This window comes from Micromonospora sp. BL4, assembly GCF_003667505.1.
Classification (GTDB): Bacteria; Actinomycetota; Actinomycetes; order Mycobacteriales; family Micromonosporaceae; genus Micromonospora.
On sequence record NZ_RCVJ01000051.1, the window covers coordinates 19,694 to 33,121 of the forward strand.

Annotated in this window: 11 protein-coding genes, 1 pseudogene and 1 riboswitch; of the genes and pseudogenes, 3 read left to right on the plus strand and 9 right to left on the minus strand. The window is 74.2% G+C overall.

Annotated features, from left to right (window positions below):
- Window positions 1-36: 36 nt before the first annotated feature.
- A riboswitch (cyclic di-AMP (ydaO/yuaA leader) is annotated at window positions 37-168 on the minus strand.
- Window positions 169-310: 142 nt separating this feature from the next.
- The 3 genes from EAD89_RS02470 to EAD89_RS02480 form a co-directional block, all read right to left on the minus strand.
- On the minus strand, window positions 311-1,228 hold the full coding sequence (locus EAD89_RS02470; RefSeq protein ID WP_121655855.1) for a cation diffusion facilitator family transporter: 918 nt from the start codon (window positions 1,226-1,228) through the stop codon (window positions 311-313).
- Between the two features lie 106 nt (window positions 1,229-1,334).
- Complete coding sequence (locus tag EAD89_RS02475) at window positions 1,335-3,452, minus strand: AAA family ATPase (RefSeq protein WP_121674536.1); 2,118 nt, start codon at window positions 3,450-3,452, stop codon at window positions 1,335-1,337.
- A 108-nt stretch (window positions 3,453-3,560) separates the two neighbouring features.
- Window positions 3,561-4,505, minus strand: coding sequence for an alpha/beta fold hydrolase (locus tag EAD89_RS02480; protein WP_121674537.1), 945 nt, complete (start codon window positions 4,503-4,505; stop codon window positions 3,561-3,563).
- A 146-nt stretch (window positions 4,506-4,651) separates the two neighbouring features.
- Between EAD89_RS02480 and EAD89_RS02485 the strand changes: the two genes are divergently transcribed.
- Window positions 4,652-5,311: a carbonic anhydrase gene (locus tag EAD89_RS02485; RefSeq protein WP_233578117.1), complete on the plus strand. Its 660-nt coding sequence runs from the start codon at window positions 4,652-4,654 to the stop codon at window positions 5,309-5,311.
- Window positions 5,312-5,402: 91 nt separating this feature from the next.
- Here EAD89_RS02485 and EAD89_RS02490 read toward each other — a convergent pair whose 3' ends face one another.
- Entirely contained in the window at window positions 5,403-5,732 is a 330-nt protein-coding gene (locus EAD89_RS02490; protein ID WP_121655853.1) for a hypothetical protein, read from the minus strand.
- A gap of 308 nt (window positions 5,733-6,040) precedes the next feature.
- Between EAD89_RS02490 and EAD89_RS02495 the strand changes: the two genes are divergently transcribed.
- A complete protein-coding gene (locus EAD89_RS02495; protein WP_121655852.1) occupies window positions 6,041-6,532 on the plus strand; it encodes a DUF3145 domain-containing protein in 492 nt (163 codons plus the stop codon).
- Between the two features lie 96 nt (window positions 6,533-6,628).
- Window positions 6,629-8,362: a glycoside hydrolase family 3 protein gene (locus EAD89_RS02500; RefSeq protein ID WP_121674538.1), complete on the plus strand. Its 1,734-nt coding sequence runs from the start codon at window positions 6,629-6,631 to the stop codon at window positions 8,360-8,362.
- 183 nt (window positions 8,363-8,545) lie between these two features.
- Here EAD89_RS02500 and fabF read toward each other — a convergent pair whose 3' ends face one another.
- From fabF to EAD89_RS02525, 5 genes and pseudogenes are all read right to left on the minus strand, one after another.
- Window positions 8,546-9,772 (minus strand): beta-ketoacyl-ACP synthase II, encoded by a 1,227-nt coding sequence (gene fabF / locus EAD89_RS02505; protein WP_121655850.1) that lies wholly within the window; start codon window positions 9,770-9,772, stop codon window positions 8,546-8,548.
- A gap of 2 nt (window positions 9,773-9,774) precedes the next feature.
- A complete protein-coding gene (locus EAD89_RS02510; RefSeq protein WP_088960922.1) occupies window positions 9,775-10,014 on the minus strand; it encodes an acyl carrier protein in 240 nt (79 codons plus the stop codon).
- Window positions 10,015-10,101: 87 nt separating this feature from the next.
- On the minus strand, window positions 10,102-11,046 hold the full coding sequence (locus EAD89_RS02515) for a beta-ketoacyl-ACP synthase III (RefSeq protein WP_121655849.1): 945 nt from the start codon (window positions 11,044-11,046) through the stop codon (window positions 10,102-10,104).
- A gap of 44 nt (window positions 11,047-11,090) precedes the next feature.
- A pseudogene (locus EAD89_RS02520) lies at window positions 11,091-12,002 on the minus strand (ACP S-malonyltransferase); the annotation flags it as partial.
- A gap of 78 nt (window positions 12,003-12,080) precedes the next feature.
- On the minus strand, window positions 12,081-13,428 hold a 1,348-nt coding region (locus tag EAD89_RS02525; RefSeq protein WP_305034181.1), incomplete at its 5' end, for a CdaR family transcriptional regulator.

The window sequence follows — 13,428 nt, forward strand, 5'->3', positions numbered from 1 at the left end:
GTCGGGCGGCGGGTGGTCGTGCTGGTACCACTACGCATGTCCTTCCGTCAGCCGCCGACCGGGTTAGCTGACGGGTTCGGGACGGAAGATCCCTACCGCTGACGCGGATGCACCCCAGGAACATGGTTCCCCGGTTCGCCCACTCGGGCGATTAGGCGGCGACCACCACCGGCGCCGGGAGGGCGCCGCCGGGTGGAGGCCGGGACCGAGCCTACCGGTGCCGGTGGGGCGAATGCAGCCGATGTGACGGACGGTGCGTGCGTTGTCACGCGAAATTCCGGCTAAAGCGAGTAGAACTCCCGAAATGCCATTACCATTCGACCGAACCGCAGGCCCCGGGGGCCGCGCCGGGTTCGATCTGCAACGTCGCGTGCTCGATCCGGAAGTCCTCGTGCAGGGCGGTACGCGCCGCGGTGAGCACCGCACCGACATCGGCGCCGGGGGCCATGGTCAGGTGCGCGGAGGCCACCTCCATGCCCGAGGTGAGCGTCCAGACGTGCAGGTCGTGCACCTCGACCACGCCGGGCACCTCGGCCAGCCGGTCGTGCACGGCGGTCACCTGCAGGTGTTCCGGGGCGGCCTGCACCAGGATGCGGACCGCGGCCCGTCCCAGCCGCCAGGTGCGCGGCAGGATGAACACGCCGATGGCGACCGCGACGAGTGGGTCGGCCCACCACCAGTCGGTGACCTGGATGAGCAGCGCCGCGCCGATCACGCCGAGCGAGCCGAGCAGGTCGCCGAGCACCTCCAGGTAGGCGCCCTGGAGGTTGATGCTCTCCCGTGCCCCCGCGCGCAGCAGCGCGAAGGCGGCCACGTTGGCGAGCAGGCCGAGCACGGCCACCGCGAGCATCGGTCCGGCCAGCACCTCGTGCGGGTCGCCGAACCGGCCGATCGCCTCGATCACCACGTAGACCGCGACGCCGGAGAGCAGGACGGCGTTGGCCAGCGCGGCGAGCACCTCGAGTCGGTAGAGCCCGAAGGTGCGTTGCGGGTCGCCGGTGGCCCGCCGGGTGGCGGTGATCGCGGCGAGCGCCATCCCGATGCCGAGCACGTCGGTGAACATGTGCCCGGCGTCGGAGAGCAGGGCCAGTGAGCCGGTGTGGAACGCGGCCACCGCCTCGACCACCATCAGGGTGGCGAGCAGCCCGAACGCGGTCCAGAGCCGCCCCCGGTGCTGGTGCGCGGCGTTGGCGACCGACCCATGGTGGTGGTCATGACCTGCGCCCACGAGACCACCCTCCGTCGTCGGTCCGGACCCGGTCAAATGTATGCTCACATCGCTATGTATGCAAGTGTACGGCCGTCGTCCGTCCGGCGGGGCTCGCCGCCGCAGGTCAGCCGGTCGGGTCGATGGTGGTGAGGCGCTGGGTGGCCCGGGACAGCGCGACATAGAGGGTGCGCACCCCGGCGCCCGGATCCGCCCGGATCTCGCTCGGTGCGACCAGCACCACGCCGTCGTACTCCATGCCCTTCGCCTCCAGGCTCGTCACCACCTGGAGCCGCGGCGCACCGAGCGCGCCGAGCCAACCGGCGACCTCGTCGCGGCGGGGAACCGGCGTGATCACACCGACCGTGCCCTCCACCTCGGCCAGCAGGCCGGTGGCCGCCTCCACGGTCGCGGTCTCCAGCTCCGTCGGCGGCACCACCAGCTCGACCGGGTCGACCCCGGTGGAGCGGACGGCGGTCGGCAGCGGCAGGTCGGGATAGAGCCGGCGGATCTCCGCCGCCGCCACCGCGAAGATCTCCGCCGAGTTGCGGTAGTTGGTGGTCAGCGTGAAGTCGTGCCGCTTGCGCCGGCCCAGCGCCTGGTCCCGGGCCCGGGTCAGCTCCTCCGGGTCACCGGTCCACGCGGTCTGCGCCGGGTCGCCCACCACCGTCCAGGAGGCCAGCCGGCCGCGCCGGCCGACCATCCGCCACTGCATCGGCGAGACGTCCTGCGCCTCGTCGACCACCACGTGCGCGTACTCCCGGTAGTCCGCCGGACGCTCCCGGGCCGCCGCCCGCGCGGCCCGCTGCCGCTCGCCGAAGGTGCTCAGCTCGCGGACCCCGCCGGCGAGCTGGAACGGGTCACGCTTGGCCCGGGCCGGCTGCGCCGGCTTGCCGAGCAGTGCGTCCAGCTCGTCCAGCAGCGCCACGTCGGCGATCGTCAACCCGGCCGCGTCCAGGGTCTGGTACGCCGCGCTGAGCAGCCGGATCTCGGCGGTGGAGAGGATCCCGCCGGCGTACCGGCGCAGGCGGTCCTGCCGGGCCAGCCAGCCGAGCACGTGCCGGGGGTGCAGACGCGGCCACCACGCCTTGAGAAACTCCCGGAACTCCGGCCGCTCGGCGATCTCGTCCTCGAAGGCCCGCTGCTCCGGCAGCCGGCCGATGCCCGATCGGCGGGCCTGCGCCCACAGCGCGGCGAAGACGCCGTCGAAGCCGGCCCGCCGGACCTCGTTGCGCCGGGCGCCCCGATGCAGCACGCGGTCCCGGATCCCGTCCAGCTCGGCCCGGTCCAGCCGCAGCAGCGTGCCACGGTAGAGCAGCCGCAGCTCGCCCGGGCCGCCCGGCACCGCGTCCCGGACCGCCCGCTCCAGCACCCGGCGCATCCGCAGTGAGCCCTTCACCGCCGCCACCTCGGGCGGGTCGGTGCGGGTGGCGGTCATGCCCGGGAAGAGGGTGCCCAGCGAGTGCAGCGTGGCGGTGTCCTCGCCGAGCGAGGGCAGCACCGAGGCGATGTACTCGACGAAGACCGAGGACGGGCCGACCACCAGGATGCCGCCGCCGGCGTACCGGCTGCGGTCGGAGTACAGCAGGAAGGCGGCCCGGTGCAGGGCCACCGCGGTCTTGCCGGTGCCCGGCCCGCCGGCGACGATCGTCACCCCGGAGCCGGGCGAGCGGATCGCCTCGTCCTGCTCACGCTGGATCGTCGCCACGATGTCGCGCATGCCCCGGCCGGTGGCCCGGGACAGGGTCGCCAGCAGCGCGCCGTCGCCGACCACCGTCATCCCCTCGGGGGCGGCAGTCGGATCCAGCAGGTCGTCCTCGATCCGGGTGACCCGCTCGCTGCGGGACTGGATGGTGCGCCGGCGTACCACGCCCTGCGGCTGCGCCGGGGTGGCCTGGTAGAAGGCGGCGGCCGCCGGCGCGCGCCAGTCGACGACCAGCGTGGTCGCGTCCTCGTCGCGGATGCCGAGCCGCCCGACGTGCAGCACCTGCCGGTCCCGCAGGTCCAGCCGGCCGAAGACCAGCCCCTCGTGCTCGGCGTCGAGGGTGTGGCGTCGCTGCGCGGCGTGGAAGACCATCGCGTCGCGCTCGACGAGCGCGCCGAAGGTGCCCACCCGGGCCATCCGGTAGCCGTCCCGCTCGGCGCGGACCGCCGACTGCCGCAGTTCGGCGAGTCGGGCGTACACCCGGTCGAGGTGCCGTTGCTCGACGGCGATCTCCTGCTCCAGGGCGGTCTGGTCGGTCAACGCACGCTCCTCCTGACGTCGCCGGCAAGCGGCGCGAACCGCGCGGGCCAACCGCAGAAGGGTACGGCCCCGGGCCCGGCGTCCCGCGCCCGAGGTGCGGGAACGTGGTCAGGCACCCGTCCCGGCGGGAGTCGCGCCACTCGTCCGGGCGGCGGGCTCGGCGAGCACCCGGCTCAGGACGCCCGTCAGCGCGGCGTTCACCTCGTCCGGGCGTTCCATCATCAGCATGTGCCCGGCGCCCGGGCAGACGGTCAGCTCGGTGGCCGGCAGGACCGCGGCGATCGACTCGGCGCACGGCGGCGGGGTCAGCCGGTCCCGGTCGCCGACCAGGGCGGCGGCCGGCAGGTGGGCCAGCGCGGCGAGGGTGTCCAGCCGGTGCTGGGCGCCGATCGAGGCGCGGAACCCGCCGATCGAGCGCAGTGAGGCGCGGGCCACCGCCGAGGTCACCAGCCGGATGTCGGCCGGGTCGCAGCGGTCGCCGAAGAGCATCCACCGGATGCTCGGTTGCAGCGCGCGCAGCAGCGCCCGGGGTGCCCGCCACGACCCGCACCGGGCCAGCACCCCGGCGCCGGTCGTCTCGGCCAGTCGGATCAGCCGGGCGATCCGGGGGGAGAGCCCGTAGACGGTGTGCGTGTGCCCCTCGGCGGTGGTCGAGACGAAGACCAGGCCGGCGGTACGGGCGGCGAAGTGCCCCGGGTGGCGGTGCGCGTACTCCATGATCGTCATGCCGCCCATCGAGTGCCCGACCAGGACCACCCGCCCGGTCGGCGCGACCGCGTCGAGCACCGCGAGCAGATCGTCGCCGAGCTGGGCCAGGGTGGCCGTAGGCAGCGGCATGCAACTGGACCTGCCGTGCCCCCGCGCGTCGTAGGTCACCACCCGCACCGCGCCGTCGGACGATGCGGTGAGGGCGTCGACCTGCCGGTGCCAGCTGCGCCCGTCCAGCGTCCAGCCGTGCAGCAGGACGGCGGTGACCGGGGCGTCCGCCGGCCCCGTCGCCTCGACGTGCAGCCGTACGCCGTCGGGCAGACCGACCTCGAACCGCTCCGGCATCGCCACCTCCCAGGGCCGCCCGGCACCATCCGCACCGGGATACCCGGCGGTAACACCGGCTACCCGCCATGACACCACGCCAATCGCGCCGGAGGAACATTCCCGACCACGCCCCTGGCCGGCGACGGCGGGCCAAGCTGAACGGCATGGGGTCGTCGGGGGCAACGCCCGGACCGCCGGAGGGCGGACCGCTGGCGCCGGGACGGCTGGCCGGCGGCACGCCGCGAGCCGCGCTGGCCGAGCTGCTCGCCGGTAACCGGCGCTTCGTCAGCGGCCAGCCGCTGCACGGCCACGATGTCACGGCCGCCGCGGCGGCCGCCTCCGGCGACCAGCAGCCGTACGCGGTGCTGCTCGGCTGCATCGACTCGCGGGTGCCGCTGGAGGCGATCTTCGACCAGACTTTCGGCGCGATCTGCGTGATCCGTACCGGTGGGCACGTGCTCGACCGCGCGGTGTGCGGCTCGATCGAGTACGTGGTCGGCCAGCTCGGCGTACCGCTGGTGATGGTGCTCGGCCACGAGCGGTGCGGCGCGGTGGGCGCCGCGGTGGACGCGCTGCGCTCCGGGGCGCGGCCCGGCGGCTCGCTGGCCCACCTGGTGGACGAGATCGCCCCGGCGGTGCTCGAGGCGGGGCTGGACGACCCGGCGGTGCACCCGCTGGCGATCCGCCGGCACGTCCGGCGCACGGTGCACACCCTGCGCCACGACGACCTGCTGGCCGGGCCGGTCGCGGCCGGCCGGGTGGCCGTGGTGGGCGGCCTCTACGACCTGGCCACCGGGGAGGTCGCCCTGCTGGACCCGGCCTGAACCCGCACGGCTCTCGTCCCCGCGCACGGACGCGAAAACGCCCGCCGGGACCTCCCGGCGGGCGTTTCCAGATGATGCGGTGGGCGAGGGCTCAGCCCTCGAAGACGCCGGCCTCGACCAGGCGCTTCTCGGTGGCGTCCCAGCCGTCGCCCGGGTGGGTCGCGTTGAGGTTGTTGATCTCCGCCCGGATCTTGGCGGCGTGGCCGGCCGCGGCCAGCACCCGGATCTCCTCGACGAAGGCCTCGGAGTCGGTGCGCAGGTGCGCGGTCTTGCCGTTGGTCAGGTTGCGCACGTAGGCGTGCTTGCCGCCGTTGAGCGGGATGAGGTACTTGAACTCGCCCAGCACGCTGAGGGCGCCACCCTGGCCAGCCTGGCCGGCCCGGACGGACGCGCGCGCGGTCTTAGAGGTGTTGCTCGCCACGGAGGTACTCCTTGCAAGACGTACGGGAGGACTAGAACGTCCGGGGGCTGTGTGCGGGCGACCACCAGGTCGGCCCACGAAGTTGTGCGCGGCACAAGCCGCCGATGGAACTGTACAGGACCACGACATCAGGCTGGTCGTCGCGGTGTCCTGAGAGGCAACCGAGACCACCCGTCCGGCTATTCCGGCCGGCGATTTTTCCGATTCCCTGGCGCACCATCCGTCACACGAGTAATCATGTGTTGCAGCAGCCACTCGGGTGGACGAGGTCGTAGGGGAAGACGCACCTCGCTCTCCGGGAGGTCACCGTGCCAACGCGTGGCGTCGTATACGTCCACTCGACCCCGCTCGCCGTGTGCTCGCACGTCGAGTGGGCGATCGCGCGCGTCCTAGCCGCGCCGGTCAACCTGCAGTGGACGGCTCAGCCCGTCGACCCCGGCGCCCGCCGGGCCGAGTGCGGGTGGACCGGTCGTCCGGGGACGGGCGCCGAGCTGGCTGCTGCCCTCCGGCAGTGGCCGATGATCCGTTTCGAGGTGACCGAGGAACCGAGTCCCGGCGCCGACGGCGAGCGTTTCATGTACGTGCCCGCGCGCGGCCTGTTCCGGGCCACCGTCGGCGCGGCCGGTGACATCCAACTCGGCGAGGACCGGCTGCGGGCGCTGATGGCCGGCGCCCGGGCCCCGGAGGCGCTGGCGCACGCGCTGGACAAGGCGCTCGGCACCGCGTGGGACGATGACCTGGAGCCCTACCGGTACGCTGGCGACGGCGCGCCGGTGACCTTGCTCACCCGGGTCGGCTGACCGCGCCGCCGCTGCCCCGGCCACCTGCCCGCACGTCCCGCCCGGCGACAGGTGGTCGGTAAGGTCAAGTTGCCCCGATAAGGGGGAACTGGTGGGATGGGCGGCGTGCCGATTCGCCCGCGCCGCGCCAGCGTCGCCGTCGCCGCCCTGACCGCTCTGCTCGTCTCCGGCTGCTCGGGCACTGCGGACCGTCCCGCGCCGACCCCCGGTCCGACCGGCACCTCCGCCGCCCCGAGCACCCCCGCCACCACGCCGCCCGGCGACCCGGCCGCCCGGGCCGCCGCGCTGGTCGCCACGCTCTCCGACGAGGACCTGGTCGGCCAGGTGCTGATGCCGTACGCCTACGGCGACTCGGCCACGAAGGTCTCACCCGGTTCGGCCGCCGGCAACCAGGCGCTGGCCGGTGTCGACACCCCGGCCGAGATGATCGCCAAGTACCGGCTGGGCGGGCTGATCCTGGTCGGGTTCAGCGCCGACGACCCGACCAAGGGCAACCAGGAGACCACCAACGTCGACAACCCGAAGCAGGTGCACGAGCTGACCGGCGGGCTCCGGGCCGCCGCCGGCCGGCTCGCCGCCGGCCCGGCGCCCTTCCTGATCGGCACCGACCAGGAGTACGGCGTGGTCACCCGGATCACCAACGATGTCACCGTGCTGCCCAGCGCCCTCGCCGCCGGTGCGGCCGGCGACCCGGCGCTGACCGAGGCCGCCTGGCGGGCCGCCGGCGCCGAGCTGGCCGCGATGGGCATCAACATCGACTTCGCCCCGGTGGCCGACGTGCTGGCCACCCGCAGCACGGTGATCGGCTCCCGGTCCTACGGCGCGGACCCGAAGCGGGCCGCGGCGCAGGTCGGCGGCGCGGTCCGGGGCCTCCAGGCGGTCGGCGTCGCCGCCACCCTGAAGCACTTCCCGGGTCACGGCCACAGCGCCGACGACTCGCACCAGGACCTGCCGGTGCTCACCCAGTCCGCGGCCGCGCTGAAGAGCGGCGCCTGGCCACCGTTCACCGCCGGGATCGGCGCCGGAGCGATGGCCGTGATGTCCGGTCACCTGGACGCGCGGACCATCGACCCCGGCACCCCGGCGACCTTCTCGCACAAGCTGCTCACCGACGTCCTGCGCGGCCAGCTCGGCTTCAACGGCGTGGTGATCACCGACGGCATGAACATGCCCCCGGCGAAGCGCTGGGCCCCCGGCGAGGCCGCGGTCCGGGCGCTGAACGCCGGCAACGACCTGATCCTGATGACCCCGAACGTCGGCCAGGCGTACGACGGGCTGCTCGCCGCGCTGCGCGGCGGGTCACTGACCCGGGCCCGACTGGTCGAGGCGGTCACCCGGGTGCTGACCATGAAGTTCCGGCTGGCGGCGCTCCCCACCGCCGAGATGTCCACGCTCAACGCCCCGGCGCACCGCGCGGCGGCGGACGCGCTGGCCGCCGGCGCGGTCACCGTGCTGCGGGGCGCCTGCGGTGGCGCGGTGCGCGGGCCGGTCACCGTCACCTCCTCCGGCGGCCGGGACGGCACCCGCGCCCTGCTCACCGAGGCGCTGACCGCGGCCGGCGTCAAGGTGGCGCCCAGCGGCGGCACGGTGGTGCACCTGGTCGGCTACGGCGACGGCGCCGCGGACCTGCGCGCCGACGCGGCGGTCACGGTCGCCATGGACACCCCGTACGTGCTGGGCAAGGCGAAGTCGCCGACGCTGCTGGCCACGTACTCCTCCAGCCGGGCGTCCATGACCGCGCTGGCCGCCGTGCTGGCCGGCAAGGCCCGCCCGGTCGGCCGGTCTCCGGTGACCGTGCCCGGTCTGCCGGCCACCACCTGCGCCACCTGAGCCGAGCTCGCCGACGGGTCGGCACCACCCCCGCAACCGGGGCTGAACGCGCCGAAGGGCCCCTTCCTGTCGCGAGGCGACGAGAAGGGGCCCTTCCTTGCACGGCTACAGCGGGATGGTGCCGCGGACGGCCGGGGCGCCGGCCAGCGCCTCGGCCATCCGCCGACGGGTCTCCGCCGGTGGTCAGGCCCGGGTGAAGACGAGAGCCACGTTGTGGCCGCCGAAGCCGAACGCGTTGTTCAACGCGGCCGGGATCTCCATCTGGCGTGCCTTGTGCGCGGCCACCTCCAGGGTGAGACCGTCGTCGGGGTCGTCGAGGTTGATCGTCGGAGGCACGACACCGTCGCGAATGGCCAGGATGGTGGCGATCGACTCCAGCGCGCCGGCCGCACCGAGCAGGTGACCGGTCATCGACTTGGTCGCGGCCAGCACCGGGTGGTCGCCGAGAGCCTTGTGCAGCGCCCCGATCTCCAGCATGTCGCCGACCGGGGTCGACGTGGCGTGCGCGTTGACGTGCACGATGTCCCGCTTGGCGACGTCCGCGTCCGCTATCGCCCTGGCGATGGCACGGATCGCGCCCTCGCCCTCGGCGTGCGGCTGCACGATGTCGTACGCGTCGGAGGTGATCCCGGCGCCGGCGAGGCGCGCGTACACCCGGGCGCCCCGGGCGGCGGCGTGGTCGGCCCGCTCCAGCACCACGATCCCGGCGCCCTCGCCGAGGACGAAGCCGTCACGACCCCGGTCCCACGGGCGGGAGGCGCGCTCCGGCTCGTCGTTGCGGGTCGACATGGCCCGCATCGAGCTGAACCCGGCGATCGGCAGCGCGTGGATGACCGCCTCGGTGCCGCCGGCCACCACCACGTCGGCCCGGCCGGCGCGGATGATGTCCAGGCCGAGCGCGATCGCTTCGGCGCCGGTGGCGCAGGCGCTGGCCACCGAGTGCACGCCGGCCTTGGCGCCCAGCTCCAGCCCGACCCAGGCGGCCGGACCGTTCGGCATCAGCATCGGGATGGTGTGCGGGGAGACCCGCCGCGGTCCGGACGCCTCCAGGATGTCGTCCTGGGCGAGCAGGGTGGTGGCGCCGCCGATGCCGGAGCCGACGCTGACCGCCAGCCGTTCACCGTCGAGGCCGGAGTCGGCCAGGCCGGCGTCCGCCCAGGCCTGCTGCGCCGCGATGATCGCGATCGCTTCGGAGCGGTCCAGCCGGCGCAGCCGGATCCGGTCCAGCACCTCGGACGGTTCCACGGCCAACTGGGCGGCGATCCGGACGGGCAGTTGCGCGGCCCACTCCTGGGTGAGGGCACTCACCCCGGAGCGGCCGGCGAGCATGGCGTCCCAGGTCGACGCGACGTCCCCGCCAAGCGGGGTCGTCGCGCCGAGCCCGGTGACGACGACGTCAGGACGACTCATGATCAGGACTGCGCCTCGATGTAGGTGACGGCGTCGCCGACGGTCTTGAGGTTCTGCACCTCGTTGTCCGGGATCTTGACGCCGAACTTCTCCTCGGCCGCCACCACGACCTCCACCATGGAGAGCGAGTCGACATCGAGGTCGTCGGTGAAGGACTTCCCCTCGGCCACGTCGTCCGGGTTCACCCCGGCAACCTCTTCGAGGATCTCGGCGAGGCCGGTGGTGATCTCGTCACGGGTCATTGCGGTTGGTTCCTTTCATCGGGGGTTCTCCGGCGGCCGACGTCGCCAGCCGCCACTCCTGGGGTGCGTGTGCGCCCGAGGGGGTCATCAGGGGCAGCGGACGACCTGGCCGGCGTAGGTCAGGCCACCACCGAAGCCGAACAGCAGCACCGGGGCGCCCGAGGGCACCTCCCGCCGCTCGACCAGCTTGGACAGGGCCAGCGGCACGCTCGCCGCGGAGGTGTTGCCGGACTCGACGATGTCCTTCGCGATGATCGCGTTGGGGATGTTGAGCCGCTTGGCGATGCCGTCGATGATCCGGGCGTTGGCCTGGTGCGGCACGAACGCGGCCAGCTCCGACGGGTCGACCCCGGCCCGCTCGCACGCCTGCAGGGCCAGCGGCGCCAGCGCGGTGGTGGCCCAGCGAAAGACCGACTGCCCCTCCTGCTGGATGTACGGGCGCCAGCCCTCGATGCGGACCGCGTCGCTCTTCTCCGGCGCCGAACCCCAGACCACCGGACCGATCCCGGCCGGCTCGTCGTCGGCGGTCGCGGTGACCACCGCGGCGCCGGCGCCGTCGCCGAAGATGATGCAGGTGGAGCGGTCGGTCCAGTCGGTGAAGTCGGAGAGCTTCTCCGCGCCGATGACGATCGCGTTGCGCGACGCCCCGGCCCGGATGGCGTGGTCGACGGTGCCCAGCGCGTAGGCGAAGCCCGAGCAGGCGGTGTTGACGTCGTACGCGCCCGGCGCGGCGATGCCCAGCTTGGCGGCGACCCGGCAGGCCACGTTGGGGCTGCGGTCGACCGAGGTGCAGGTGGCGACCACGACCAGGTCGATGTCGGCGGCGGTCAGGCCGGAGTTGGCCAGCGCCTTGCCGGCGGCGGCGGCGGCCATGTCGGCCACCGTCTCACTGTCGGCGATCCGCCGGGTGGCGATGCCGACCCGGTCCCGGATCCACTCGTCGTTGGTGTCCACGAGCTGGGCGATGTCGTCGTTGGTCACCACCCGGGAGGGCTGGTAGTGCCCCATCGAGACGATGCGACTGCCAGTCATGAAAGTCCTCCGATGATGGTGGGCCGGTCGCCCGGCGTCGTGCCGTGCCGGGCGATCAGGTCCTGCGCGGCCGGCAGGTCGTCCGGGGTGTTCAGGGTGACGATCTCCGGGGCGCCCTCGCCCTTCAGCTCCCGCTTGACCAGACCGGCGAGGGTGCCGGCCGGCGGCAGCTCGATCACGCCGGTCACACCGAGGTCGGCCAGCGTGCGCATGCACAGGTCCCAGCGGACCGGCGCGGTTACCTGGCGGACCAGGCGCTGCACCATGTCGCGACCGTGGTCGACGGCGGCGCCGTCGAGGTTCGACAGCAGGATCCGGGCCGGGTCGGTCGGGGTGATCCCGGCGGCCACCGCGGCCAGCGCGGTCTCGGCCGGCGCCATGTACGGGGTGTGGAACGCGCCGGCCACCTGGAGCCGGATGATCCGGGCCTTCGCGGGCGGCTCCGCGGCGAGCTTGTCCAGCCCGTCCAGCGAGCCGGCGGCGACGATCTGCCCGGCGCCGTTGCGGTTGGCCGGGTGCAGCCCGTGCCGGGCGATCGCGGCGAGCACCTCGTCCGGGTCGCCGCCGAGCACGGCGGCCATTCCGGTGGGCTCCAGCGCGCACGCGGCGGCCATCTCCCGACCCCGAACGCCGGCGAGGGTGATGGCGGCCTCGGCGGGCAGCACCCCGGCCAGCGCCGCGGCGCCGAGCTCGCCGACGCTGTGCCCGACGGTGAGCGTCACGTCGTGCAGCGGCAGGTGCTCGGCGGCGAGCAGCGCCGCGGCGACCAGCAGCGGCTGGGTGCGGGCGGTGTCCTTGATCTCGTCGGCGTCGGCGGCGGTGCCCAGGTGCACCAGGTCGACCCCGGCCAGAGCCGACCACCCGCGCAGTCGCGCCTCGGTGCCGGTCAGGTCGAGCCAAGGGGTCAGGAAGCCGGGTTTCTGGGAACCCTGGCCGGGACTAAGTACGGCGAGCACGACTATGACTCTCCCGGATACGCGTGGGTAACGCTGTGCGGGCCTCGACCAAACCACACTAGAAGCTTTGGAGGGTTCCTACAAAGATCGGCGGTTGTCGTCGCCGGTTTGGGTGGCTTTCCGGACCGCCGGGGTCATTGTCTGGGTCGGCACGGGTGGGGTCACCGGGGTCACCGGGTCCAGCCGGCCGACGGTCAGCGCCACCTGGAGGGCGAACGCGTCCCGCGGCGACAGCGGCGAGAAGCCGGTCACCTCAGCGATGCGGCGCAGACGGTAGCGCACCGTGTTCGGGTGCACGAACAGCGCCCGTGCGGCGCTCTCCAGCGTCCCACCGGCGGCCAGGAACGCGTCCAGCGTCTCCAGCAGCTCGCCACCGGCGCGCACCAGCGTCGCGTACACGTCGTGCCGCAGCCGGCGGCGGGCCTCCGCGTCGCCGGCCAGGGCCCGCTCCGGCAACAGGTCCGCGGCCGGCACCGGCCGCGGCGCCGTCGGCCAGGCCGGCGCCGCCCGGAAGCCGGCCAGCGCGGCCCGCGCCGACTCCGTCGCCTCGTCCAGACTGGGTACGGCCGGACCCACCACCACCGGCCCGTCCCCGAACGCGGTCAGCAGCTTGCCGGTGGCGCCCAACGGGTCCGCCGCGCCGCCCAGCACGATCACCAGCCGGTCGCCGTGCACCCCGCCGATCACCTCGACCCCGATCCGCCGGGCCTGCCGGTAGACCACGTGCAGCACCGCGGAGACCTCGCCGCCGGGGGAGCGGCCGACCGCCACCGCGACCGGCGGCGCGTCCGTCCAGCCGAGCGCCGCCGCCCGACTGGCCAGCACGTCCGGCGAGTCACCGCGCAGCAGCGCGTCGACCAGCAGGGCCTGCAGCCGAGCGTCCCACGCGCCGCGGGACTCGGCGGCCCGCGCGTACACCCGGGCGGCGGCGAACGCGATCTCGCGGGAGAAGCGCAGCACCGCCTCGCGCAGCTGCTGCTCCTCGCCCTCGGCGGCCAGGTGCGACACCTGCTCCTCGACCACGTCGATGGTCACCTTGATCAGCGCCACGGTCTGCTGGAGGGTGATCGACCGGGCCAGGGCCTCGGGAGCGGCGGCGAAGACCTCGTCGGAGACCTCCTGGGTGCTGTCCGCCGTGCCGCCGCCGTCGCGCAGCCACTGCACCAGCGACCGGGCGCCGGCCTGGGCCACCAGCATCACCCAGGAGCGCTGGTCGGCCGGCAGGGCGCGGAACCACGGCAGCGTCTCGTCCATCCGGGCCACGCTGGCGGTGGCCAGCGCCCCCGCCGCGCGCTCGATCTGACGCAGCGTGGCCGTCAGCTCCCCACCGCCCGGCGTACTCACCGCCCTAGCCTGACACGCGCTGACCTGGATCCTCAGGCCGGGGCGGCGCAGCGCGGCATGAAGATCCAGGTCAGCGCGTGTC